Genomic DNA, 25,339 nt, shown 5'->3' with positions numbered 1-25,339 from the left:
ACCGTGTTCGACCGCACCCGCATCACCGCCGAGATCGCCGCCCAGGTGGGCATCGCCGCGCACGAGATCGAGCCCGACGACGACCTGCTCATGCACGGCCTGCACTCGCTCGCCATCATCCGCCTCGCCGAGCGATGGCGGGCCGAAGGCGCCGAGGTGGGCTTCGGCGCGCTGGCCGCCACCCCGACCGTCGCCGCGTGGGAGCGCCTTCTCGCCGGGGCCGGCGCACCCGTCTCGCGCGAGGTGGCACGCGCCGCCGTGCACGACGACCCCCGCTTCGCGCTCGCGCCCATGCAGCACGCCTACTGGAGCGGCCGGCAGACGCAGCATCGGCTGGGCGGGGTCGCCGCGCACCTCTACGTCGAATTCGACGGCCACGGCATCGACCCCGGCCGTCTCTCGCGCGCGGTGACGGCGCTCGTCACACGCCACCCGATGCTGCGCGCCGCCTTCACCGACGACGCGATGCAGTGGATCGTTCCCGCGGGAGCGGTGTCGTCGACGGTGCGGGTCGACGACGTGCGCGACCTCGACGACGCCGGGGTCGCTGGCGAGCTGGAGCGTCTGCGCGACGAACGATCGCACCAGATGCTCGACGTGGTCGACGGCCAGGTCGTCCAGGTGGCCCTGACCCTCTTGCCCGCCGGGCGCACGCGGCTGCACGTCGACGTCGACATGCTCGCCGCCGACGCGCAGAGCTACCGTCGCATCCTCGAAGACCTCGCTCGCGCCTACGACGACGATGACGTGCTCGGCGTTCCCGCCCATCCCGGCTACCGCGAATACCTCGCCGTCGAGGGCGACCCCGCGGCCCGCGAGCGCGACCGGGCCTGGTGGGCCGAACGGGTGCCGACGTTCCCCGGTGCCCCGGCGCTCCCGGCGCGGGCGGAGGGCGACCGGCCCGACCCGCACGCGAGCGTCCGCCTCGCCGAGACCTTCGACCACGACCGCGCCGACGCCCTCGCCGCGCGCGCCCGGAGCCTCGGGGTGACGCCGTCGGTCGTGCTCGCCACCGCCTTCGCCGAGGTCGTGGCGCGCTGGTCGACCCAGCAGCGGTTCCTCCTGAACGTGCCGCTCTTCACGCGCGCGCCCGTCGTGCCCGACGTCGACGACCTCGTCGGCGACTTCACCAACTCGGTGCTCCTGGCCGTCGACCACACCGCTCCGGAGTCGTTCGCCGAGCGCGCCCGGCGGCTGCAGAGCCAGTTGCACGCGGCCGTCGACCACGCCGCGTACGGCGGGCTCGACGTGTTGCGCGACCTCGGCCGTGCAGCCGGCGAACCCGTGCTCGCCCCGATCGTGTTCACCTCGGGCCTCAACCTCGGCCGGCTGTTCTCGGAGCGGGTGCTCGGCGTGTTCGGCACGCCGTCGTGGATCATCTCGCAGGGACCGCAGGTCGAGCTCGACGCGCAGGTGGTGGACGTCGCCGAGGGGATGCTCGTCAACTGGGACGTGCGCCGCGACGCCTTCCCGCCCGGAGTGATCGCCGACATGTTCCGCGCGTTCATCGACCTCGTCGACACCGTGATCGACCACGGCGACGGCGCCGTTCCCCTTCCGGCGGGGCAGCTCGAGCGGCGCACCGCGCACGACGTGCCCGCACCCGCCGCCCGCACCCTGCACGAGGCGTTCTTCACCCGCGCCCGCTTGCACCCCGACGGCATCGCCGTCCGCTCCGCCGGCGGCGACCTCACCGCCGGCGAGCTCGCCGAGAAGGCCCTCACCCTCGCGGCGCGTCTCGCCGCGATCGGCGTCGGCGCGGGCGACACGGTCGCGGTGCGCCTGCCCAAGGGCGTCGACCAGGCGATCGCGGTGCTCGGCGTGCTCGCGGCGGGGGCGGCCTACGTGCCGATCAACGTCGACGATCCCGCCGCCCGCCGCGACCGCATCCTCGCCCGCTCCGGCGCCCAGGCGCTCGTGGGCGCGGCCGAGGGCGTCGACGTGCCGGTGCTCGCGGTTGCGGGGGATGCCGTGCCCCTCGCCGCCCCCGTGCCGGTCGAGCCGTCGGCGATCGCCTACGTCCTGTTCACCTCGGGGTCGACGGGCGAGCCGAAGGGCGTCGAGGTGCCGCACTCCGCGGCGGCGGCGACGATCGACGCGATCGCCGCGCACTTCGGCCTCGCCGGAGACGAGCGCACGATCGCGCTGTCGTCGCTGCAGTTCGACCTGTCGGTGTACGACCTGTTCGCCCCGCTCGCCCTCGACGGCTCGGTGGTCATGCCCGAGGCCGCCGACACCGGCGACGCGTTCGCCTGGGCCGAGCTCATCGAGCGCCACGGCGTCACCGTGGTCAACGCGGCGCCCGCCCTGCTGCGGATGCTGCTGGATGCGGCATCCGACGATCAGCTCGCGAGCGTTCGCACCGTGATCACCGGGGGCGACTGGGTGCCCGGCTCGACAGCCGCGGCCTTCGCTGCGCGCGTGCCCGGCGTGCGCTTCGCGGGACTCGGCGGCACGACCGAGACGGCGATCCACTCGACCGTTCACGAACCGGATGCCGACCACCCCGAGGCCGTCGTCCCGTACGGCGTTCCGATGGCGGGCGTCCGCTGCCGCGTCGTCAACGAGCGCGGCGAGGACTGCCCCGACCACGTCGTCGGCGAGCTGTGGATCGGGGGAGCGGGCGTGGCGCGCGGCTACCGCGGCGACCCCGAGCGCACCAGCGACCGCTTCGTCGTGCACGAGGGGGTGCGGTGGTATCGCACCGGCGATCTGGCGAGCTACCGCCCCGACGGGGTGATCGAGTTCCACGGGCGCCGCGACCACCAGATCCAGCTGCGCGGATACCGCATCGAGCTGGGCGAGATCGAGCGCGCTCTCGACGGCGTGCCCGGCGTCGATCGCGCGATCGCGTCGCTGCTGCCCGTGCGGTCGGGGGTGCTCGCGGTCACCGTGGCGCGCCGTGCCGGCGCGGCCGTCGACGAGCGGGGCATCCGCGCCGCTTTCGCCGAACGCCTGCCGGCGTACATGCTGCCCGAGGTCATCGTGCTCGTGGACCGCCTGCCGCTGACCGTCAACGGCAAGATCGACCGCGCCGCTCTGGCCGAGGGGGCCGCGCGCGCGGCGATGCCCACGACGGCCGCGTCCGACGAGACGCCGCTCGAGCGCGCCGTGGCCCTGGTCATGGCCGAGGTGGTCGGAACGGCCGACCTGAGCGCCGACGACGACTTCTTCCGCATCGGCGGCGACTCGGTGCGCGCCGTCGCGTGCGTCGCAGCCCTGCGCGACGAGCTGCGGGTGAGCGACCTCACGGTCGCCGAGCTGTTCGAGGCGCGCACGCCTCGCCGGCTCGCCGCCGTGCTCGCCGATCGCGGCGGCGACGACGTGCACGTCATCGCCGAACTGCTCGTCGAGCTCGTGACGGAGGGCGCCGATGTCTGAGCACGCAAACTCCGCACCCCTCACCCCGCTGCAGCGGGCGTACCTCGCCGCGCGCGACGGCGCGGCTCCCCTCGGGGCGACCGGGATGCTCGACGTGCGCGTCTGGGAGAGCGACGTCGATGCCGATCGGCTACGCGAGGTCGTGGCATCCCTGGTCGCCCGTCACGAGGCGCTGCGACTGCGGATCGACGCGGCGGCGGGAACGCAGAGCGTCGCGCCCGAGGCGGACGTGCTGCGGGTGGTCGACCTGCACGGACGCGGCGACGACGCCTTCGACGATCTGCTCGCGGGGCTGCGCACCGCACCTCGGCCCCTCGACGCGCTGGTCGAGATCGTGCACGTGCGCCGCGACGACCGCGACGCGGTGGTGCTGTGCTCCGACGCGCTCGCCCTCGACGGGCAGGGCCTCGCACGCGTCATCTCCGAGGCTCGGCGTCTGCTGGCCGACCCGACGCTCTCCCTGCCGCCCGCGCCGACGGGGCTGCTCGATGCTCTGCGCGCGTTCCCTGCGGGCGCCGACGCCGACCGGGCGCAGCGCGCGGCCGACGATCTGCCCGCGGCTCCCCGTCTGCCCTGGCGCGCGGCCCTCGACGGCCTGGGACCGATCCGCACGGAGCGGACCTCTCGGGTCGTCGACGCGGCGATCTGGCGACGAGCGGTGCTCTCAGGCGGAGCGGCGGGCCTGTCGGCGCACTCCGTCGCCGCGGGTGCGATCGGCGATGAGCTGGCCGCGCGGTCCGGCGGCCCGGTGCGGCTGTCGGTGCCGACCGCGGGGGGGCGGCGAAGATGCGCCGGTGGGGCCGTTCGCCGGCTTCGTCGTCGTGGGCGCCGGAGCCGATCCGGCCGACGCCGTCAGCAGCGCCCGGGTGCTGCAGGCCGAGCTGTTCGCTCGCCTCGACGGACCCGACGGCCCCGCGGTCGCCACCGCTCTGGCCCGACGCGACCGCACGGCGGTCGCCTGCCCGGTCGTCGTCACCAACGGCCTCGCCTGGCCCGCTACCCCCGCCCCAGTCGCCGCCTGGACGGCGACGCCCCAGGTCGTGCTCGACATCCGACTCGGTGAGAGCGACGGCGCCCTCATGCTCACCGCCGACGTCGCCGTCGACGCCCTCGCGCTCGAGACGGCGGACGAGATCCTGGATGCCGTGTCCCGGCGCCTCGACGCAGTGGGTCGTCCGCGGCCCGCCGCGCGCGCGTCGTCGCTCTTGAGCGGCGCGAAGCGCGCCCGCATGGACGCCCTGCTGAAAGCGCGGGGGATCGCCACCGCTGCCGCTCCGGCATCGGTCGACGAAGTGGTCGCCTCGCCCTCGGAGGAGCGCATGTGGCTCCTGCACGAGCTCGACCCGTACGCGGCGACGGGCGCCGTCGCCCTCGCCGTGCGGTTCGACGGCGACGTCGACGCCGATCGGCTCGCCACGGCGCTGCGCCGCACGATCGAGGACTTCCCGGCGCTGCGCACCGTCTGGGATGCCGTGGAGGGCGGCGTACGCCCGCGGGAGCTGTCCGCCGACGCGGTCCACGTCGAGCGGATCGCGCTCGCCCCCGACGAGGTGCGCGCGTACGTCGTGGGCCGCGCGCGCGTGGCCTTCGACCTCGCCACCGAGGCGCCGCTGCGCGTATCGCTCATCGACACCGGCTCCGGGGACACCCGCGATCGGGGCACTGTTGCGGGCGCCACCGCATCAGGAACCTCAGGGGAGGCCCACACCGACGCGCGCGACACCGGCGCGGACGATGCCCATCGACCCGGACTCGTGCTCGGGATCGTGGGGCACCACATCGCCCTCGACGATGCCTCCTGGCATCCGTTCTTCGCCCGGCTGAGCGCTCATTACGACGGCGACGCCCCCGCCATCGATCGGGGCGCCTACCGGCGCTTCGCCGCCGAGAAGGTGCGCTGGCTGCGGGGGACGGGCAGTGCGCCCGTGCTCGAGCGGTGGCGTGCGGTGCTCGACGGGGCGATGCCGCTGACGCTCCCCGCGGCATGGCGTCGCTCGATGGCGGAGCCGACACCGGTCGGGGCCGAGGCGCACGGCATCCGGCGCCTGCGCGCCGAGCTGCCGCGGCTCGCCGAGGCGGGCGCCCGCACCGGAGCCGGTGGACTGCACACGCTCGCGGTGGCCGCGGCGGCGGTGCTGACGGCGGCCACGGGGCGCACCGATGGCGTCATCGACCTGCCCGTGCTCGACGTCGAGGGCATGGGAGCGCACGCCGTGGGCGCGCGAGGCAATCTCGTGCCGCTGCGGCTCGGGGTGCGCGGCGACGACACGGTGGCGTCGTTGACCGCCCGCACCGTCGAGGCGGTGCGCGCGGCGACGGCCGGGGGCGTCGTTCCCGTCGAGCTGATCCGCCGCACGCAGCCCGCGCTGCGCGAGCGCGCCGGGTTCTTGCTCGTCGGCGTCGGCGACGTGCTCGGCTCCGCCCGCATCGGCGGCGCCGCGGCCCGCGAGATCGAGCTGCCGCCGCTGGCGACCGAGCCGGGGATCACCTTCGCCCTCCGCGAAGGTACGACGCCCGCGCTGGAGGTGACGTGGTCGTCCGACGTCTCCGAGACGGCGGCGCGCACGGTGCTCGACGCGCTGTGCACGGCCGTCGAGGCCCTCGCGACCGCGGAGGGCGACGAGCCCGCCGGGCGGCTGCTGCGCGACGTCGTGCTGCTGCGACCGGCATCTGTCGCGACGGGGGTCGTCGACGCCTCGGCCCCGGTACGCACCGCGACGGTTTCTGCAGACGCCGAGCTCACCGAGCGGGCGGATGCCGTGCTCGAGGCGTTCCGCGGTGCCCTGGAAGCTTTCGACCTGGGGCCCGACGACGACTTCTTCGACGCCGGCGGACACTCCTTGCTGGCCACCCGCGTCATCGCGACCCTTCGCGCGCGCGGTATCGACGGCCTGCGCATCGGCGACTTCTTCGCCCACCCCACCGCGCGGGCGCTCGGCGCGGTGGCGGGTGAGCCCGCGACGGCGAGATCGGGGGCCGCCCGCGCCGACGCTCCCGCACCCCCCGGTACGCCGCGTTCCGCCGAAACGGAGGAGTCCGGTGCGGCCACGCGCGCCGACGCGGTTGCGCTGCTCCCGCAACAGCGCGGCATCTGGTTCCTCGACCGCTTCGACGACGGCGGTCTCGGCTACGCCATCCCGTACGTGCTGCGCTTCACCAGTGCTCCCGATGCCGCCGCGCTCCGCGCAGCCGTCCGCGACGTGCTCGTGCGCCACGAGGGACTGCGCGTCCTGGTGGATGTCGTCGACGGCACCCCCCGGCAGCGCGCGGTGCCGACGCACCGGCTCGACGACCTCGCCTGGTGGTCGACGGATGCCGAGGACCTCCGTCGCGGCTTCGACCTCGACCGTGAGATCGGGGTGCGCGCGGTGCACACCGACGACGGCCGGACGCTGGGTCTGCTGCTGCACCATCTGGTCGCCGACGAGTGGTCCACCGGCATCCTGTTGCGCGATCTCGCCACCGCCTACGACGCGCGCGCCGCCGGACGCCCGCCGGCATGGCCGACCCCCGCGCCCTCGCCGCTCGACCTGGTCACGGAACGCGCCGACACAGACGCGTCCCTGGCGTTCTGGCGCACGCGGCTCGCCGACGCGCCCGCGGGGCTGCCCCTCGCCGCCGATCGCGCGCCCGATCCCCTCGCCTCGGCCGATGGCGGGTGGCACGCGTTCACGATCGCCGACGGAGCCGCCGCGGGCTTGCGCGGCGTCGCCCGGCGCACCCGCTCGAGCCTGTTCGTGGTGCTCGAGGCTGCGGTCGTCGCCACGCTCGCCCGCCTCGGCGAGAGCGACGACATCCTCGTCGCCGTTCCCGTGGCGGGCCGCGACGAGCGCACGGCCGAAATGGTGGGCATGCTCGCCAACACGGTCGTGCTGCGGCATCGGGTTCCGGCCGACACGTCGCTCGACGCTCTCGTGGTCTCGGCGCGCGAGACCCTCGTCGACGCGCTCGAGCACGAGACGGTGCCGTTCGAGAACGTCGTGCTCGCGGTCGGTCCCGACCGCTCGACCGGCCTGAGCCCCCTCGCCACGACGATGGTGCAGCTGCACAGCGGGGGAGAGCTGCGCGGCACGCTCCCGCACCCGGGCGGCGAGATCGCCTACGAGATCGCCGAGCCCGAGCGCACGCACGCGAAGTTCGAGTTGTCGTTCGAGTTCATCGACGACGCCGAGGGCTTGCGCGGCGGAATCGCGTTCCGCACCGCGCTGTTCGACTCGCGCACGGTCGCCCGTCTCGCCGAACGGCTGCTGGCCGTCATCGGCGCGCTGGCCGACTCTCGACGAAACCGCGACCCTCGCCGACCTCCCGATCCCGCGCGGCGAGGCGCGGCCGACCGAGTCGAATGCTCCGGATGCCGAGCCCGCCCGCGGTTCCGGGGCGGGGGCTGCGTCGGGTTCCATTCCCGCCGCCGCGGGCGCGGGAACCGATCCCGACATCGACACCCTGAATGCGGTCCTCGCGTGCGCGGCCGAGGTGCTCGGCATCCCCGATCCCTCGCCCGAGGCGTCGTTCTTCGCCCTCGGCGGCGACAGCATCTCATCGATCGCGTTCGTCGCGCGCCTCCGGGAGCGCGGTCTCGCCGCCGCCCCGCGCCAGGTGTTCGCTCACCCGGTGCTCGTCGAGCTCGCACGTGCGCTCCGGCCCGCCGAGACCGCCGCGACCGCGACCGAGAGCACCCCGCTGTCGGCCTCCGGGCTCAGCCCCGAACTCCTCGCCGCTCTGGTGGGGGACCCCCGATGATCGCGGGCGTCGTGACCCCGCGTGCCCCGCGTCCCGCCTCGACAGGAGATTGCCGATGATCGCCGACGTCCTCCAGGCCACCCCGCTGCAGCGCGGACTGCTGGCCCTGGCCGCCGAGACCGACGACGCGTACGTCATCCAGGTGCGTCTCGAACTCGACGGGCGAGTGGATGCCGCTCGCTTGCGCTCCGCCGTCGACACGGTCGCTGCGCGTCACCCGGTCGTGCTCGGGCGCTTCGTCGATGAGGGACTGCCGCACCCGGTCCACGTCATTCCCGCGCGGGGGACGATCCCCGTCGAGGAACGCTCCGGCGACGGCGTGACGATCGCCGACGAGGAACGCGGGCGCGGGTTCGACGTGCGCACCGGTCCGCTGCTGCGGGTGACCCTCGTCCATGCCGACGCGGGCGACGAGGTCGTGCTCACCGGGCACCACATCGCACTCGACGGGTGGTCGTTCGGCATCGTGATCGACGAGATCCAGCGTGCCTACGCAGACGCCGCGCTCCCCGCGGTGCGCCCCTTCCGCGATCAGGTGCTCCACCTGCAGCAGAAGGACATGACCGCAGCGCTCGACCACTGGCGCGCGCGTCTCGGCGACGGCTTCGTCCCGTTGCAGCTGGCCGACCGTGCGACCGAGCCCGGCGACGGCCGCTTCGGCGCCGCCACGATCGAGCGGCGGGGGTGGTCGGCATCCGACACCGATCGCCTCCTGTCATTCGCCCGCAGCCACGACGTGACCCTGAACACGCTCGCCCAGCTCGCCACCGCCGTGATGCTGTCGCGCCTGACCGACCGCGACGACGTCGTCTTCGGCACCACCGTGTCGGGCCGCGACCCCGAGCTCGTCGGCAGCGAGAGCATGGTGGGGCTGTTCATCACGACGGTGCCGGTGCGTATCGGCCTCGACGACGCTCCCGTGGCCGCCGTGCTCGAGCGGCTGCAGCACGACTTCGCCCTCGACGTCGCGCACGCCCACCCCGGGCTGCGCGCGATCGCCCGCACCGCCGGCGCCGGGTCGCTCTTCGACACCCTGCTCGTCTTCCAGAACGCGCCCGTCTCGCGTCACGACGGCACCGGTTTCGCTCCGGATGCCGCTGTCCGTCACGCCGAAGCGCACAGCCTCACGCACTACCCGCTCGTCGTCGCCCCCGCGGTGATCGAGGGTCGGTTCGTCGTCGATGTCGAGGTGCGCGCCGAGCAGCTCGTCGGGCACTCCTCGTCGGGGCTCGCCGATCTGTGGCAGGCCGCGCTGGACGAGATCATCGCCCGACCCGCCGCGCCGGTCGACGGCATCCGGGCCGAAAGGGACGTGGATCGCGCGGCGTGGGCGCGGCTGGCCGGCGACGCGCGTGGAGTCGGGCGCGACAGCGATCTCACCGCGGGGATGGATGCCGCCGCCTCTCGCCGCGACCCGAGCGCGGCGAACGACTGGGGCGCCCCGCTCGAGGACCGCCGCACCGTTCCCGACCTGTTCGCCGGGGCCGTGGCATCCGGCCCCGACGCCATCGCCCTCGCCGACGGCATCCGCGCCTGGACCTACCGCGAGCTCGACGATCGCACGGCCCGCCTCGCCGCCGGACTCGCCGCCGCGGGGATCGGCGGGGGAGACGTGGTCGGCATCGCCCTGCCGCGCTCGATCGAGGTGGTCGAGGCGCTGTTCGGCATCGCCCGGGCCGGTGCGTGCGCGGTGTACCTCGACCCGACGCTACCGGCCGGTCGTCTCGACGCGATCCGCCGCCTGTCCGACCCTCGAGCGGTGATCGGCGTCTCGCCGTGGCACGACGTGCCGAAGGTCGAGCCCGCGGACGCCGCCCCGCCCGTCGTCGAGGTGCACCCCGACGACGCGCTGTACATGATCTTCACCTCCGGGTCGACGGGGGAGCCCAAGGGCGTCGTCGCAACGCACCGCGGCATCGTGGCCCTCCACGCCGACCACGCCGAGCGTGCGTACTCCGGCGCCGCACCGGGGTCGCTCACCGTCGGGCACGCGTGGTCGTTCGGGTTCGACGCGTCGTGGCAGCCGTTGCTGGCCCTGTTCTCGGGACACCGGGTGGAGCTGCTCGACGCCGACACGATGCGCGATCCGGTCAGCCTCGAGGCCGAGATCCTGGGCCGCGGCATCACGATGATCGAGCTGTCGCCCACGCTCTTCGGGTGCCTGCCGGCCGACAGCCCGGTGCACGAGCGCTTGCGCGTGCTGGGACTCGGGGGAGAGGCGGTCGGTGTCGAGGCGTGGCGCACGCTGGGGGATTCGCCGGTGCGCGCGATGAACTTCTACGGGCCCACCGAGACGACCGTCGACGCCGTGTCGGCGGTGATGAGCGAGACCGACGAGGTCGTGCTGGGTCGACCGGTCGCCGGGATGCGCGCGTACGTCCTCGACCGGCGGCTGCGGCCCACACCCGTGGGAGCCGTCGGCGAGCTCTACCTCGCCGGCCCGCAGCTCGCGCGCGGGTACGCGGCGCGCGCCGCCCTCACCGCCGAGCGCTTCGTCGCCGACCCCTTCCGGCACGGCGGACGCATGTACCGCACCGCCGACCTGGTCCGCGTGCGACCCGACGGACGACTCGCGTACCTCGGCCGCTCCGACGACCAGGTCAAGATCCGCGGGCACCGCATCGAACTCGGCGAGGTCGCGACGGCAGTGCGCAGCCTCGGCGGGGTGCGCGAGGCCGCGGTGCTCCCGCGGCCCCGCGGGCGCGGGACCGTGCTGCGGGCCTTCCTCGTCACCGGCGAGCCGGGTCCCTTCCCCCGATTCATGGATGCCGCCTCCTTCCGCACGCAGCTCGCCGCGGTGCTGCCGGGGTACATGGTCCCCGCCGACGCGGTACTGGTCGAGGCGCTGCCGCTGACGCCGAACGGCAAGCTCGACGCGCGCGCGCTGCAGGCGCTGCAGCCCGCCGTGGTCGTCTCTGCGGGGGGTGTTCTCGCTGAGACCACCTCTGCGCGAGCCGATCTCGCGGAGGTGGCTCTCGTGGAGACCGCTCTCGCGGAGGCCGCCGAAGCCGTGCTCGGTCACCCGGTCGACCGCGACGACGACCTCCTCGACGCCGGAATGGACAGCATCGACCTCGTCTCGTTCACCCACGCCCTCGCCGCGCGCGGGGTCTCCGTGACGATCGCCGACGTGCTGAGTCACCGCACGCTCGCAGAGCTCGCGGGGGCGGTGGAGGGCGCCCCGGCGTTCGCGTGAGCGGGCGGCGGGGGTGGGGCGCGGGGCGGCCCATCCGCGTGCGCGGACTCCGCGCGGGGCCGAGACGGCGGTCGTGAGCGCACTCGCGCCCATCGCTCGTGGAGTTGGAGGGCGCAGATCGCGAGACGGCCGCCTTCGTGACGGGCCCGCCTGCTCTCACTTCGCCCGAGGGAGCTTGCCCTCCGCGAGACGGCCGCCTTCGTGACGGGCCTGACTGCTCTCACTCCGATTGAGGAAGCTTGCCCTCCGCGAGACAGCCACCTCGTGACGGGTCTGCCTTCTCTTACTCCGCCCCAGGAGGCTTGCCCTCCGCGAGACGGCCGCCTTCGTGACGGGCCTGACTGCTCTCACTCCGCTTGAGGGAGCTCGCCCTCCGCTCGTTCACGGATCCAGCGCTCCGACTCCGCGGCGGCCCGCACGCGAGCGTCGGAGTCGTTCTCGAGCGCCCGGACCACGTCATCGGGAAGCTCATGCTCACCCGAGAGATACCAGCGCGCGACGACGGAGCCCTCGCGCAGCACGCGGCGCGCGCGATCGTCGTCACGGGGAAGACCCTCGGACGGGGTATCGGCGCGTTCGATCGCAAGCTGCAGGTGCGCCGGGAGCGGGCCCGCTGGGGCGGTCGACCCTCCCGCGGTGAAGAGCAGCACCACCACGCCTGCTCCCGCCCACGTGAGCCAGTCGATGTCTTCCTTCGCCCACCGCTCGTCGTCGGGAGCCCACGTCGACCAGTCGGGCCCCTCGGAGCGGAACGTCCATCGATGCGGATCGTCGTTGAGTGCCGCGGCGACCGACAGCGCAGCCTCCCGCACCGTGCGATCGTCGCCGTCACAGAACACCCGACACGCTCGGCGCCCATGCCGTCGACAGCAGGTCCCATCCGTCGGCGCTGAAGCGCCCGCTCTCGACCTCGAGCGTCCATCCCGCGTCGGTGAGCCCGTCGGCGAGTCCGTCAGCGTCGCGGAGCAGGGTGTCGGCATCGGCGACGCGCAGCAGCGCGGCGACGGCCTCGGGGACGAGGGCCTCGACCGACACGGCGGTCAGACCCGCGTCTCGCCCGAGGCCGTGGCATCCCGCCCCGGCGCCAGCGTGATGACGGGCAGCGGCTCGGGACGCTTGGCCTGGATGTGGTCGCCCGACGACTGATGCCGCAGACGCCGCAGCACCCACGGCACGAGATACGACCGCGCCCACACGAGGTCTTTCTCGCGCGCGGCACGCCACGTGGTGGCGGTCAGGGCCTCGGGCTGCATCGGCTGCAGGTCGTTGGGCACGTTCAACGCCCGCAGCACCATGCGCGCCACCTCGTGGTGGCCGAGAGCGTTGTAGTGCAGCCGGTCGTCGTCGAAGAAGCGCATGTCCTGCACCTCTTTCAGTCCCCACTGGTCGGCGACGACGCAGTCGTGGGCGTCGGCGATCGCGCGGATGTTCTCGTTGTAGATCGCGACCTTGCCGCGAATGCCGCGGAACACGGGCGTGAACTCGGTATCGATGCCGGTGAACACGACGACGGTGGCGTTGTCGCGACGCAGGCGGATGACGGCATCTTCGAACTGCTGGGCCACGGCATCCGGATCGGTCCCGGGACGGATGACGTCGTTGCCGCCCGCCGAGAACGTGATGAGGTCGGGCTTGAGCGCGAGCGCGGGCTCGATCTGGTCGGCCACGATCTGCCCGATGAGCTTGCCGCGCACGGCGAGGTTGGCGTAGGCGAAGTCGTCGACCGCCGAGGCGAGGACCTCGGCGACGCGGTCGGCCCACCCCCGATGGCCGCCGTCGGGCAGCGGGTCGCCGATGCCTTCGGTGAACGAGTCGCCCAGGGCGACGTACCGGCGCCAGGGGTGCGGACCGGGGTTGTCGGGCGAGGGCGAGGTGCGGGGCGAGTGCGGATCGAGTGTCATCGAAACCTCCGACCCCCAGGCTAACCCCGGCCTCCGACATCGCTCCAGGCTCCGGTGCGGCCCGCCCCGCCACTCGTCGAGACGCCCCGACGGCAGACACGCCCGACGCGCCGTGTCCTCGACGCATAAACGCGATGTCCGCGCGAAAACGCGCGGAGAGAGCGTTTCTGCGTGGGGAGAGCGTTTATCGACGGTGAGACGGCGGAACGACTCGCCGGCCGCCGCCACGACCGATCCGCTTCGCCTATCGTGGATGTTCGCGCACACACGGGACGGAGGTTCGATGCTGGAAGAAGAAGCCCGCACCCCGAACCTCCCGCACACCCCCGCAGTCCCGGATGCCGTGCCCTCGACGCGCATCGCCAGCCCCGGTCCCGTGGCGTCCCCGGGTCCGATCGCGAGTCCGGGTCCCGTGGCGTCTCCGGGTCCGATCGCGAGTCCGGGTCCCGTGGCGTCTCCGGGTCCGATCGCGAGTCCGGGTCCCGTGGCGTCCCCGGGTCTCATCGCGAGTCCGGGCCCCGCGGCCAGTCACCGCCCGGTCGCCAGCCCCGACCTCGCGGCCGTCAGCTCCGCCGCGCCCGCCTCCGCGGACGCCCCCGCCGCCCCCACCCACGCCACCGCGCCCGTCGCCGACCACCCGCTCCCCGGCGAGGCGCCGTTGCCTCTCGACGCCGCGACGGCCGACGGCGTCGAACCGCACTTCGGCTCGTTCGCCGCCGAGCACCTGTCGCCCTCGTTCCCGCAGCGCGCCCCCTGGGGAACGGCGCAGCGCCTGCGCGCCTGGCAGGCCGAGGCGCTCGACCTCTACTTCGGCCTCGACGGACCCGACGGCGAGGGCAAGGGCCCGCGCGATTTCCTCGCCGCGGCCACCCCCGGCGCCGGTAAGACGACCTTCGCCCTGCGCCTCGCCTCCGAGCTCATGCGTCGCCGCGTCGTCGACCGCATCGTCGTCGTGGCCCCCACCGAGCACCTCAAGACCCAGTGGGCCGAGGCGGCCGCGCGTGTCGGCATCCGTCTCGATCCCTTCTTCTCGAACCGTCACGCCACGCCCTCGCGGCAGTATCACGGCGTCGCGGTCACCTACGCCCAGGTCGCGGTGAAGGCCGAGGTGCATCAGCGTCTGACGATGGATGCCAGAACCCTCGTCATCCTCGACGAGGTGCATCACGGTGGAGATGCGCTGAGCTGGGGCGACGCCCTGCGCGAGGCCTACAACCGCGCGACTCGGCGTCTGCTGCTGTCGGGAACGCCGTTCCGCAGCGACACCGCGCCCATTCCGTTCGTGGAGTACCACCCGAACGCGAAGGGCATCCGCCTCTCGCGCACCGACTACGCCTACGGCTACCGGCGCGCTCTCGAGGACGGCGTCGTGCGGCCCGTCTTCTTCCTCGTCTACGCGGGGCAGATGCGCTGGCGCACGAAGGCCGGCGAAGAGATGGAGGCCCAGCTCGGGCAGGACAACACCAAGGACATCACCTCGCAGGCCTGGCGCACCGCGCTCGACCCGAACGGCGATTGGATCCCCGCGGTCCTCCGATCCGCGGATCGGCGCCTCACCGAGGTGCGCGAGACGGTCCCGGATGCCGGGGGCCTGGTCATCGCGACCGACCAGACCGCCGCACGCGCCTACGCCGCCATCCTCGAAGACATCAGCGGTGAGAAGGTCACCATCGTCCTCTCGGACGAAGCCGAGGCCTCGGGGCGGATCGAGACGTTCTCGAAGGGCACGAGCCGCTGGATGGTCGCCGTCCGCATGGTGTCCGAGGGTGTCGACGTCCCGCGCCTCGCCGTCGGCGTGTACGCCACGAGCGCTTCGACTCCGCTGTTCTTCGCCCAGGCCATCGGGCGTTTCGTCCGTGCGCGCCGTCGTGGTGAGACCGCGAGCGTGTTCCTTCCCAACGTCCCGCAGCTGCTCGCTCTCGCCGGCGAGATGGAGGCGCAGCGCGAGCACGCCCTCGACCGCGACAGCGACGCGGAAGACCAATGGAACGCCGAAGAAGACATGATGGATGCCGCCGAGCGCGAGGACAAAGCCTCCGATGCGCTCGAGCAGGAATTCGAGTACCAGGCGCTCGGGTCCCTCGCGCACTTCGATCGCGTGATGTTCGACGGGCAGGAGTTCGGGCAGCTCGCGGTTCCCGGAACCATCGAAGAGGAGGAGTTCCTCGGCATCCCGGGTCTTCTCGAACCCGAACAGGTGCACGAGGTGCTCATGTCGCGCGCCACGCGGCAGTCACGCCACCGCTCCACCCGCGAGGCGACCGAGAAGGAGAGCGGCGTCGAGCCGCCGAGCGTCGACGACGGGGGGCTTCCAGCCCCGCTGCACCGCACGCTGAAAGAACAACGTCAGCTGCTCAACACGATGGTGGGCCTCTATGCCCGCCAGAGCGGCGAGCCGCACGGACTCGTGCACGCCGAGCTTCGGCGCATCTGCGGCGGCCCCCGCCGTGTCGCACGCGACGGTCGCCCAGTTGCAGGCGCGCATCGACGTCCTGCGCAAGCGCGTGCATTCCTGAGGCGCGTGCAAGCCCCGGCCCCGCGCCGGCCGGCCCCGCGTCGCCCGGCCCCGCGTCGGGGCGGCCGCGCGTCGGGGCGGCCGCGCGTCGGGGCGGCCCCGGTGGCGACCCTGCGCGGTGGGCCGGCCGCAGTGGCGACCCGGGCGGCGCATCGGCCGCGGGGAACCGCCGCGAGCGTCCCTAACTCCTGAGACTCGCGCGGCTGCGGCTCAGCCCGCCGGCCGGTGATACCCGTAGCCCCCTGAGAATCGGACCCCGGGCCTCGCCGCCGCGGGCGACGCGCCCGGAACTCAGGAATTTTGTACGCCGCGGCCGTCTATTGCGTCGTTGCGGCGCACCGTCTCGTGACGCTGGCAGCGCCGCGCGCCGGTGATGCGCCGGCCCCCGGTGACGCCGCCGTGCGCGGTGCGATGCGCCGGCCCCTGTGACGCCGCCGCCGACCCGCTTTCGCGGTCCCGAAATGCTGGCACCGAAGCCCCGGCATCCGCGGGATCACGCTCTTCGGAGGCCCGAAATGCTGTCAGTGTGAGCCGACGCGCCCGAGAGGATGAATCCCCCTCACTACGGTGGGGGGCGACCCGAAGGAGCCCCCGTGACGACCCCCGCCACACCCACCGCCCGCGATCGCCGCCGCTGGGCTCGCTATCTCGTCGACGAACGCGCCGAGGCGCGCGTGTACCGCGAGCTCGCGTCGCGCCGCACCGGTGAAGAACGCGACATCCTCCTCGCCCTCGCCGAGGCCGAGGGGCGCCACGAGCAGCACTGGATCGATCTGCTCGGCGAGCAGCCGCCGCGCTTGCCGCAGCCCGGCATCGGCACGCGTCTCCTGGCGTGGATGGCCCGCCGATTCGGCTCGATCTTCGTGCTGGCCCTGGCCCAGAACGCCGAGGCCCGCTCGCCCTACGCCGACGAGCCCTACGCCACCCCCGCGATGGCCGCCGACGAGCGTGTGCACCACGAGGTCGTGCGGGGCCTCGCCGCCCGCGGCCGTCGACGCCTCTCGGGGACCTTCCGCGCCGCCGTCTTCGGCGCCAACGACGGTCTCGTGTCGAACCTCGCACTCGTGATGGGTGTCGGCGCGACCGGTGTCGCCCCGAGTTTCGTGCTGTTCAGCGGCATCGCGGGCCTGCTCGCGGGAGCCCTCTCGATGGGCGCCGGTGAGTTCGTGTCGGTGCGTTCGCAGCGCGAGTTGCTCGAGGCCACCGAAGAGAGCGACTTCGCCGACTCTGCTCTTCCTCACCTCGATCTGGATGCCAACGAGCTCGCGCTGGTCTACCGCACCCGCGGAATGCACCCCGATGAGGCCCTCGAAAAGGCTCGCGAGGTCGTCACCGCGGCCCAGGCCGGTACCGCACCCGCCGCGGCTGCCCCGGGCGAGTCCTCGCACGACGTCGTCGGCAGCGCGTGGGGAGCGGCCCTGTCGAGCTTCCTGTTCTTCGCCTCGGGCGCGATCATCCCGGTGCTGCCGTGGATCTTCGGGATGTCGGGCTTCGCGGCCGTGGCCCTCGCCCTCGGCCTGGTCGGCGTCGCGCTGATGGGCACCGGTGCGATGGTCGGTCTGCTCTCGGGTGCCTCGCCGCTCAAGCGCGGCCTGCGCCAGCTCGCGATCGGCTTCGGCGCCGCCGCCGTTACCTACCTGCTGGGTCTGCTGTTCGGGGTGTCGGCGGCCTGATTCGGCCCCGCGGCGATCGCGCCCCCGGCGCACATAAACGCGATCGACGCGCAGAAACGCGATCGACGCGCAGAAACGCGGGGAGCGCGTGTTTGTGGTCGCTGATTGCGTTTATGCGTGTGGGCATGAGGTCGTTCGCCGGCGCCCGCCCCTCGCGATGCGCGACCGGCTCGGTGTTGGTCCGGCCCGGCGTTGGTCTGGTGCCGGGTTCGGCCGTTGTGTCGCGCAGAAACGCGATCGGCGCGCAGAAACGCGATCGGCGCGCAGAAACGCGAGGAGCGCGTGTTTGTGGTCGCTGATCGCGTTTATGCGTGAGGTCGTTCGCCGGCGCCCGCCCCTCGCGATGCGCGTCCGGCCCGGCGTTGGTCCGGTCCGGTGCCGGGTTCGGCCGTTGCGTCGCGCAAAAACGCGATTGGCGCGCAGAAACGCGAGGAGCGCGTGTTTCTGGTCGCTGATCGCGTTTATGCGTGAGGTCGTTCGCCGGCGCCCGCCCCTCGCGATGCGCGTCCGGCCCGGCGTTGGTTCGGTCCGGTGCCGGGTTCGGCCGTTGTGTCGCGCAGAAACGCGATTTACGCGCAGAAACGCGAGGAGCGCGTGTTTCTGGTCGCTGATCGCGTTTCTGCGTGTGGGTGCGAGCCGCGTCCGCCGTCACCCGCCTGTGGGCGCGCCGCGTCCGCCGTCACCCGCCTGTGGGCGCGCCGCGTCCGCCGTCACCCGCGTGCGGGCGCAAGCCCCGCCCGTCACCCGCGGCCCGGCTCAGCCTCTGCTCGCTGCAGTCACCCGCGCCGCCTCGCGCTGTGCACCCGTGTTCTTGCGCCCCGCGCGCGACCCGGCGAGCTTCGCCGCGATGTGCTCGCGGATCGTCACCGGGTCGTACAGGGCCGGAGCCTCGTCCGAGACGAAGTGCGGCAGCGGGGCGATGATGGCGTCGGCATTGCCGTCGTGGAAGAAGGCGGCGGATCGGCGGCGTTCGATCGTCCCGTCGACGACGGGTGGCTTCACCCGGTGCAGCGTCGACATCCAGCGATCGTTGGTCAGGCGGGCGGCGACGTCGCCGAGATTGACGAGCAGCGCGCCGCGCGCGGGCGAGACGTCGTTCCACGAGCCGTCCTGGCCGAGCACCTGCAGGCCCGCGACCTGATCCGCCCACAGCACCGTCACGAGGCCGAAGTCGGTGTGCTCGCCCATGCCCGTGAGCTCGGCGCCGAGCTCGATCTCGCCGGGCGGGAGGGCGTAGTTGTTCATGCGCATCACATCGATCGAATGGTCGGTGACGCCGTCGAAGAAGTCGTCGGGCACCCGAAGCGCCGAAGCGAAGATCCGTGTGAGAGTGTGCGCGACCCGGCGCGCTTCGCCGTAGTAGGCGTGCACCGCGGGCTCAAACAGCTGCGTCTCGGACGGCCAGGTGTTCTCGGCATAGTCCGCTTCTGTCGCGGTGCTGCCGGGGTACTCGGCGGCGGAGGTTCCCACGTTGAACGCCTCGAAGAAGTCGTTCATCCGCGTCACCGGGTCGACGCCCAGGCTGTAGCTGAGCGACTCGCTCTTCGGCGGGCTGTATCCGCGATTCTCCGCCGCGGGCCGCACGTACGCCTTCTTCGCCTCCAGCGGCAGGGCGAAGAACTCGTCGATTCCCTCGGTCAGCTCCGAGATCACGGCATCCGGGATGCCGTGACCCACCACCTGCATGAACCCCACGGTGCGGCACGCGTGGTCGACCGCGGCGACCACCGCTGCACGGGCGTCGGAGGACCCCGGGGCCGACCCAGGCGGAGATGTCGATCGTCGGAACAGCGAAAGCGGGCATGCCCCGACGCTAAGCGGCGGATGTCACACGGGTGTTTCTGTGGAGTCACGGCAGGCGCGGTGCGCGCGCATCGGTGCACCGCGCGCTGGCGATGTCAGGGTCGCCGCCTCGGCGCCGGGTTCCGATATCTGGATCATCCCAGCCGGCGGTGACGTGACCGCGCCGCGCCGCGAGCGCCCGCGTACAGCAGTGCACCGATCGCCGTGGCGAAGAACCCGATCGGCAGGTCGGTGGTCACGGCGAGCGCGATCGATGCCCACACGGTGACGAGCGTGAGGACGATCGACAGCGAAAGGCCCCGACCGGGCGTCCGCGCGAGCACCTGCGCGGCGGCCGGGGGTCCGATGAGCAGCGCGAACATCAGCAGTGCCCCCACCATCGGAACGCTCACCGTCGTCGCGGCGGCGATCACGAGCGCGAACACCAGGTCCACCCCCGTGATCGGTACTCCACGCGCGGCGGCGAGGGCGGGAGAGACGGATGCCAGAAGGAGAGGCCTCGCGATGAGCGCGACCAGCCCGAGGCACCCGAGCCCGAGCAGGCTCATCGTGACGAGCTGACCGGGCGAGACACCGAGGATCTGACCGAACAGCAGGGCGAACACCTGCGCCGAGTACTCGCGCGAGCGGCTGAGGAACAGCGCGCCGAGGGCGAGCATGGTCACGAGGGTCAGGGCCGTGACGACGTCGTGTCGAGCCCGGCGTCCCAGCAACACGATGCCCACCGCCCCGCCCGCGGCGAAGACCCCGAGGCCCACGAGCGGGTTCGCCCCGATCAGCACCGCCCCAGCCGCCCCGGCGAACGCCCCGTGCGGCACGGCGTGGGCGAAGAAGGCGTTGCCGCGCAGCACGACGAAGAAACCGACGACGCCCGCGACCACCGCCACGATCGTCCCTCCCGCCCACGCGGTCATCAGGTATGCAGCGAACATCACGCAACGGCCGTTCGATTGATGAGGGGACGGAGGGCGTCGACGGCGCGCGCGCCCATGTAGGTGAGGAACACCGCCGCGACGATAGTGAAGCTCACGGGCCAGCTGTTGCCGCCGAACCAGTCGTAGCTCGCGAACGACACCAGGCAGCCGACCCCGACCTGACCCACAGCGATGACCGCGGCCAGCGCGGCAGCGGTCCCCAGTCGCCGTGTGAACAGCAGGGCGGTCGCCGCCGGGCCGATGAGCAGCGCCGTCGAGAGGATCGCTCCGATCGACAGCGACGATAGTTGCACGGACAGAGCGAGCGCGATCAGGAACAGCGTGCTCGCCCAGCGCGTCGGCACCCCGCGCGCGGCGGCGAGATCGCGATCGAGCGTCTCGAGACTTACCCACCGCCAGACCGCGGCGACGATTGCGAGGGTGGCGGCCCCCAGGGCGACGATGACCGGCACGAGCCGTGAGTCGACCGAGAACAGCGAGCCGAACAGTACCGAGATCGCCGCGTTGCTCGAACCGCCGATCAAGGTGTCAAGTGTCAGGAACAGAGCGGTCAGCCCCATCCCCGCGCCGAAGACGACCCCCGTGGCGACATCGCGTCCCTCGAGGCGACGCGTCCCGATCGCCTCCATGGCCACGGCGGACACCACCCCCGCCAGAACGAACCCCCACAGCTGGCTGACCCCGAGAAGGAACGCGCCCGAGCCCCCGACCGCCCCGAGGTCGGCGAGCGCGTGCCCCGCGAACGACTGTCCGCGCGTGATGGTGAACACCCCGACGATGCCCGACACCACCGCGACCACCGTGCCCACCACGAGGGCCGTCTGCACCGTCGGGCTGACGAAGAACGCCGAGAGCACGGCGCTCACGCGTTCGTCACCCCCTCGTCGGCGACGACGAAGGTGCGTCCCGCCGCCTCGATCACCCGCATCGGACGGCGGTACAGCTCACTCAGCACGTCGTCTCGCACCACCTCCGCCGGCGTTCCCGCCACCGCTCGACCGCCCGCGAGGTACGCGACACGGTCGAGCACGGGCAGCAGCAGGGTGAGATCGTGTGCGGTGACCACGATCGCCACGCCGCTCTGCCGGCGCAGCTCGTCGAGCAGCACGACGACGTCGCGCGCGCTCACCGGGTCGAGACTCGCGAGCGGCTCGTCCAGCAGCAGCAGGGCGGGGCGGCTCACGATCGCGTGTGCCAACAGCACGCGCTGCTGCTGCCCGCCCGAGAGTTCGCCCACGCGCGCATCGGCGAACCCCGTCGCCCCCACGCGGGCGAGAGCTTCGTCGACGGCGCCGCGCAGCCGCCCCCGCCCGAGCGGAATCCCGAGCCGCGCTCCGTCGAGACCGAGCATCACGACATCTCGGGCGCGCAGCGGCGCGTGCGGGTCGAGGCTGATCTTCTGCGGTACGTATCCGATGCCCGCGCGCCGGTCCGGGCGGTGTACCCGACCGGACTGCGGACGCAGGATCCCGAGCAGCACCCGCAGCAGCGTGGTCTTGCCCGCGCCGTTCGCCCCGATCAAGCCGACGATCGCGCCCGGGGGAACGTCGAGATCGACGTCTTCGAGCACGGGAGCACCGCCGAGACGCACCGCGATCCCGCGTGCCCGGAGGACGACGTCGGGATCGTGGTGCGCGAAACCCTCGCTCACAGGTGCTCGGTCGAGGCGCCCTGGGTGACAGCCGTCTCGAGCGCCTTCACCTCGGCCAGCATCCAGTCCTGGTAGTGGTAGTTCGCCGGCATCGTCTCGTACACGCCGACCACCGGGATGCCGTTGTCCTTCGCCAGCTGCAGGTACTTGTCGGTCGTGTCGTCGGTGACCTGTTGGTTGTACAGGAACACCTTCACCTGCTTGCCGGTGAACAGGGCGTCCTGCGTCGCGGTGTCCTGGGCCGAGGGGTCTGTGTCGTTCATGATGGCCGCCTGCAGGTTCCACGGCGTCTTGACGTCGGCATCCGCTGCTTGCAGCATGAAGTCCGCGACGGGCTCGGTCACGGCCACCGGTGTCTTCGGGTGGTCTTTCGCGAAGGACGAGAGAGCGTCGGTCCAGTCGCTCAGAGAGGCCGTGAAGGTCGCCAGGTTCGTGCGGAAGGCGTCGGCGCTCGCCGGGTCGAGTTCGCTGAGCTTGTCGGCGACGGCGCTCGCGACGGCGGGCATGGTCTTCGGGTCGTACCAGAGGTGCGGGTTGTCGGTGCTGTCGGGAAGGCCCAAGACGTCCTGGGCGACGATGACCGAGCGGTTCGCGTCGGGGGAGGCCTTCTCGAGATCGGTCATGAAGTCGTCGTATCCGAGACCGTTCTGCACCACGAGCTGGGCGCCGGCGATCTCCTTCGCCACGCTCGCACTCGCCTCGAAGGTGTGGGGGTCGGTGTTGGGATCGCTCATGATCGCCGAGACATCGACACGGTCGCCGCCGATCTGCTGCACGACGTCGGCGTACTCGTTCTCTCCGGCGACGACGGTGATCTTCGGGCTGGAGTCGGTGGCCGCGGCGGGAGCGGCGGACGACGCCCCGGTCGAGCATCCGGCGAGGATGAGGGTGAGGAGAGAAACGGAGGCGGTGGCGGCGACGACGGTGCGCGCAGTCTTCATGGAGGTCGGTGTCCCTTCGGCGATCGGCTCTCTGCGAATGAGAACCGTTATCGGCAAGGAAGATAGGGACGCGGCCTATGTCGGCAGACAGTGGGGGCTATCGGTTGGCTGTATGGCTGTCGACGCATACAACGAAGAAGGCCCCGGATGAATCCGGGGCCTTCGTCGTTCTGTGCGCGAGGGGGGACTTGAACCCCCACGCCCGTTAAAGGGCACTAGCACCTCAAGCTAGCGCGTCTACCTATTCCGCCACCCGCGCATCTGGGTGATTTGCTGCTTTCGCAACGAAGAACGACATTACCACGCTCCCGACGCCGCCTCGAATCGATGCCGCCGCCCGGGCGCGTCTCACGGCGACGCGGGGGCGGGGGAGCATGCTCGCCCCCGGTACCGTAGTGCGCATGCCCGAGCTCGAAACCGACGTCCCCGAGGTCGCCCGCGTCGCGCGCGACCTGATCCGGTTCGATACCTCGAACTACGGCGGAGGCCGTGCCGAGGGCGAGCGCGAAGCGGCCGAGTACGTCGGCGCCTACCTCGAGGCCCTCGGCCTCCAGGTCGAGTACTACGAGCCCATCGCGCGTCGCACGAACGTCTGCGCCCGCATTCCCGGACGCAACCCCCACAAGCCCGCCCTGATCCTGCACGGCCACCTCGACGTGGTGCCGGCGGTCGCCGCCGACTGGAGCGTCGACCCCTTCGCGGGCGAGATCCGCGACGGCGTGCTCTGGGGGCGCGGCGCCGTCGACATGAAGGACATGGATGCCATGATCCTCACCGCCGTCGCCGACGTGCTGCGCGCGGGGGAGCAGCCCGAACGCGACATCATCGTGACCTTCTTCGCCGACGAGGAGAACGGCGGCGTCGAGGGCTCGGCACTCGTGGTGAAGAACCGTCCCGAGTGGTTCGCCGGCGCGACCGAGGCGATCAGCGAGGTGGGCGGATACTCCATCGCCGTGGGCGACCGCCGCGCGTACCTGCTCCAGGTCGGCGAGAAGGCCCTCGTCTGGATCAAGCTCGTCGCCCGCGGCCGCGCGGGCCACGGCAGCGGCCTGAACGCCGACAACGCCGTGACGAAGCTCGCCGAGGCCGTCGCCGCCCTCGGCCGCACCGAGTGGCCGATCCGCCTCACCGACACGACCTCGCAGTTGCTCCAGGGCCTGGCCGAGATCACCGGCGACGATGCGGGCGATCCCGACGCTCTCGCCCTGCGCACCGGCGCGGCATCCAGCTTCATCCGCTCCACCTTGCGCACGACGACGAACCCGACCGGCCTCACCGCCGGCTACAAGCACAACGTCATCCCCGACCGTGCCGAGGCGCTCATCGACGTTCGCGTTCTCCCCGGTACCGAAGAGGCCGCACTGGTGGACATCCGCCGGATCGTCGGACCCGACGTCGAGATCGAGATCGTCCATCAGGACATCGGCCTCGAGGTGCCCTTCTCGGGCGATCTCGTCGACGCGATGATCGCGCAGCTCGGTCGGCACGATCCCGGCGTGCCGGTCGTGCCGTACCTCATGGGCGGCGGCACCGACAACAAGGCCCTCGCCGGCCTCGGCATCGCCGGTTACGGATTCGCACCGCTGCGCCTCCCCGCCGACCTCGACTTCACCGGGATGTTCCACGGGGTCGACGAGCGCGTCCCCGTCGACGCGCTCCAGTTCGGTCAGCGAGTCCTCGCCGACCTCATCCGCACGTACTGAAGGACCGCATGCATATCTTCGAGGTCATCGTCCTCGGGCTCGTCCAGGGCCTCACCGAGTTCCTCCCCATCTCCTCGAGCGCCCACCTGCGGATCGTGGGGGAGTTTCTCCCGTCGAAGACCGACCCCGGCGCGACGTTCACCGCCATCACCCAGATCGGCACCGAGCTCGCGGTGCTGATCTACTTCCGCAAGAAGATCGTCCGGGTCATCTCACGATGGTTCGGCTCGCTCACCGGCAAGGTGCCCCGCACCGACCCCGACGCCCGCATGGGCTGGCTGGTCATCATCGGCACACTGCCGATCGCGTTGCTCGGCGTGCTGCTGCAGAGCCTTATCCGCGACAACTTCCGGAGCCTGTGGATCACCGCGGTGGTGCTCATCGTCTTCGGCATCCTGCTCGGTCTCGCCGACCACTACGGAAAGCGTCGTCGCGAGCTCGACGACCTGACCTACCCGCACGGTATCGCCTTCGGCGTCGCCCAGGCCCTCGCCCTCGTTCCCGGGGTCTCGCGTTCGGGGGCGACCACGACCCTCGGTCGTGCCCTCGGCTACAAGCGCACCGCCGCCGCGGAGTACTCGTTCCTCCTCGCGGTGCCGGCGGTCTTCGCCAGCGGGTTCTTCGAGTTGTACAAGAGCTTCGACGAGGGCACCGGCCCGTACACCCTGGGTGAGACGGCGCTGGCGACCGTCATCGCGTTCGTCGTCGGCTACCTCGTGATCGCCTTCCTCATGCAGTACCTCAAGCGCGGCAGCTTCCTGCCGTTCGTGATCTATCGCGTCGCTCTCGGCGTGCTGATCATGGTGCTGCTGACGCTCGGTGTGCTGCCGGCGTACTCCGCCATCACCGGCTGAGTCCCGGATGCCGCGAAGGCGCCGTCCCGCTCGGGGTCGGCGCCTT

15 protein-coding genes, 1 tRNA gene and 2 pseudogenes are annotated in these 25,339 nt (G+C 72.5%); 9 read left to right on the top strand and 9 right to left on the bottom strand.

Annotated elements, in window-relative coordinates:
* The first annotated feature begins 3 nt into the window (after positions 1-3).
* The 5 genes and pseudogenes from QE454_RS14660 (at position 4) to QE454_RS14645 (ending at position 11,317) form a co-directional block, all read left to right on the top strand.
* Positions 4-3,381, top strand: a complete 3,378-nt coding sequence (locus QE454_RS14660) for an amino acid adenylation domain-containing protein (protein WP_307460212.1) — start codon at positions 4-6, stop codon at positions 3,379-3,381.
* Entirely contained in the window at positions 3,374-4,444 is a 1,071-nt protein-coding gene (locus tag QE454_RS14655) for a hypothetical protein (protein WP_309668727.1), read from the top strand. The genes QE454_RS14660 and QE454_RS14655 overlap by 8 nt, the downstream gene beginning before the upstream one ends.
* 16 nt (positions 4,445-4,460) lie before the next feature.
* Positions 4,461-7,640, top strand: a pseudogene (locus QE454_RS14650) (condensation domain-containing protein); the annotation flags it as partial.
* 214 nt (positions 7,641-7,854) lie between these two features.
* Positions 7,855-8,121, top strand: a complete 267-nt coding sequence (locus tag QE454_RS17325) for a phosphopantetheine-binding protein (RefSeq protein ID WP_396652986.1) — start codon at positions 7,855-7,857, stop codon at positions 8,119-8,121.
* A 55-nt stretch (positions 8,122-8,176) separates the two neighbouring features.
* The gene (locus QE454_RS14645) at positions 8,177-11,317 is read left to right on the top strand and encodes an amino acid adenylation domain-containing protein (RefSeq protein ID WP_307460218.1); all 3,141 of its coding nucleotides are present in this window, start codon (positions 8,177-8,179) and stop codon (positions 11,315-11,317) included.
* A 347-nt stretch (positions 11,318-11,664) separates the two neighbouring features.
* On the opposite strand, the gene QE454_RS14640 is transcribed toward QE454_RS14645, so the two are convergent.
* Genes QE454_RS14640 through QE454_RS14630 form a run of 3 tightly spaced genes read right to left on the bottom strand, consistent with a single transcriptional unit; the run spans position 11,665 to position 13,218 of the window.
* Positions 11,665-12,129: a hypothetical protein gene (locus tag QE454_RS14640; protein WP_309668726.1), complete on the bottom strand. Its 465-nt coding sequence runs from the start codon at positions 12,127-12,129 to the stop codon at positions 11,665-11,667.
* 16 nt (positions 12,130-12,145) lie between these two features.
* The gene (locus QE454_RS14635; RefSeq protein ID WP_309668725.1) at positions 12,146-12,352 is read right to left on the bottom strand and encodes a hypothetical protein; all 207 of its coding nucleotides are present in this window, start codon (positions 12,350-12,352) and stop codon (positions 12,146-12,148) included.
* 5 nt (positions 12,353-12,357) lie between these two features.
* Complete coding sequence (locus QE454_RS14630) at positions 12,358-13,218, bottom strand: SGNH/GDSL hydrolase family protein (RefSeq protein ID WP_210075286.1); 861 nt, start codon at positions 13,216-13,218, stop codon at positions 12,358-12,360.
* Between the two features lie 658 nt (positions 13,219-13,876).
* Between QE454_RS14630 and QE454_RS14625 the strand changes: the two are divergent.
* Positions 13,877-15,734 (top strand): annotated as a pseudogene (locus QE454_RS14625) (DEAD/DEAH box helicase).
* 592 nt (positions 15,735-16,326) lie between these two features.
* Complete coding sequence (locus tag QE454_RS14620) at positions 16,327-17,406, top strand: VIT1/CCC1 family protein (RefSeq protein ID WP_210075284.1); 1,080 nt, start codon at positions 16,327-16,329, stop codon at positions 17,404-17,406.
* A 756-nt stretch (positions 17,407-18,162) separates the two neighbouring features.
* Here QE454_RS14620 and QE454_RS14615 read toward each other — a convergent pair.
* The 6 genes from QE454_RS14615 to QE454_RS14590 all read right to left on the bottom strand — a co-directional run bounded on the left by QE454_RS14615 (position 18,163) and on the right by QE454_RS14590 (position 22,995).
* Entirely contained in the window at positions 18,163-19,134 is a 972-nt protein-coding gene (locus QE454_RS14615; protein ID WP_309668724.1) for a 2-oxoglutarate and iron-dependent oxygenase domain-containing protein, read from the bottom strand.
* Positions 19,135-19,343: 209 nt separating this feature from the next.
* Complete coding sequence (locus QE454_RS14610) at positions 19,344-20,141, bottom strand: metal ABC transporter permease (RefSeq protein ID WP_103209690.1); 798 nt, start codon at positions 20,139-20,141, stop codon at positions 19,344-19,346.
* The gene (locus QE454_RS14605; RefSeq protein WP_210075277.1) at positions 20,141-21,010 is read right to left on the bottom strand and encodes a metal ABC transporter permease; all 870 of its coding nucleotides are present in this window, start codon (positions 21,008-21,010) and stop codon (positions 20,141-20,143) included. The genes QE454_RS14610 and QE454_RS14605 overlap by 1 nt, the downstream gene beginning before the upstream one ends.
* A complete protein-coding gene (locus QE454_RS14600) occupies positions 21,007-21,795 on the bottom strand; it encodes a metal ABC transporter ATP-binding protein (RefSeq protein WP_307460231.1) in 789 nt (262 codons plus the stop codon). The genes QE454_RS14605 and QE454_RS14600 overlap by 4 nt, the downstream gene beginning before the upstream one ends.
* The gene (locus tag QE454_RS14595) at positions 21,792-22,736 is read right to left on the bottom strand and encodes a metal ABC transporter solute-binding protein, Zn/Mn family (RefSeq protein WP_307460236.1); all 945 of its coding nucleotides are present in this window, start codon (positions 22,734-22,736) and stop codon (positions 21,792-21,794) included. The genes QE454_RS14600 and QE454_RS14595 overlap by 4 nt, the downstream gene beginning before the upstream one ends.
* Before the next feature lie 173 nt (positions 22,737-22,909).
* Positions 22,910-22,995: transfer RNA gene (locus tag QE454_RS14590), tRNA-Leu, on the bottom strand.
* Between the two features lie 142 nt (positions 22,996-23,137).
* Between QE454_RS14590 and QE454_RS14585 the strand changes: the two genes are divergently transcribed.
* Both QE454_RS14585 and QE454_RS14580 read left to right on the top strand, forming a co-directional pair.
* Positions 23,138-24,439 carry a M20/M25/M40 family metallo-hydrolase gene (locus QE454_RS14585; RefSeq protein WP_307460239.1) on the top strand — a complete coding sequence of 434 codons (1,302 nt, stop codon included), beginning with the start codon at positions 23,138-23,140 and terminating at the stop codon, positions 24,437-24,439.
* Between the two features lie 8 nt (positions 24,440-24,447).
* On the top strand, positions 24,448-25,293 hold the full coding sequence (locus QE454_RS14580) for an undecaprenyl-diphosphate phosphatase (RefSeq protein WP_210075269.1): 846 nt from the start codon (positions 24,448-24,450) through the stop codon (positions 25,291-25,293).
* Positions 25,294-25,339 lie beyond the last annotated feature (46 nt).

Origin of the sequence: Microbacterium sp. SORGH_AS_0454 (genome assembly GCF_031453395.1) — a bacterium.
In the GTDB taxonomy this organism is placed as follows: domain Bacteria; phylum Actinomycetota; class Actinomycetes; order Actinomycetales; family Microbacteriaceae; genus Microbacterium.
This window is presented reverse-complemented; position numbering and strand designations above follow the sequence as displayed.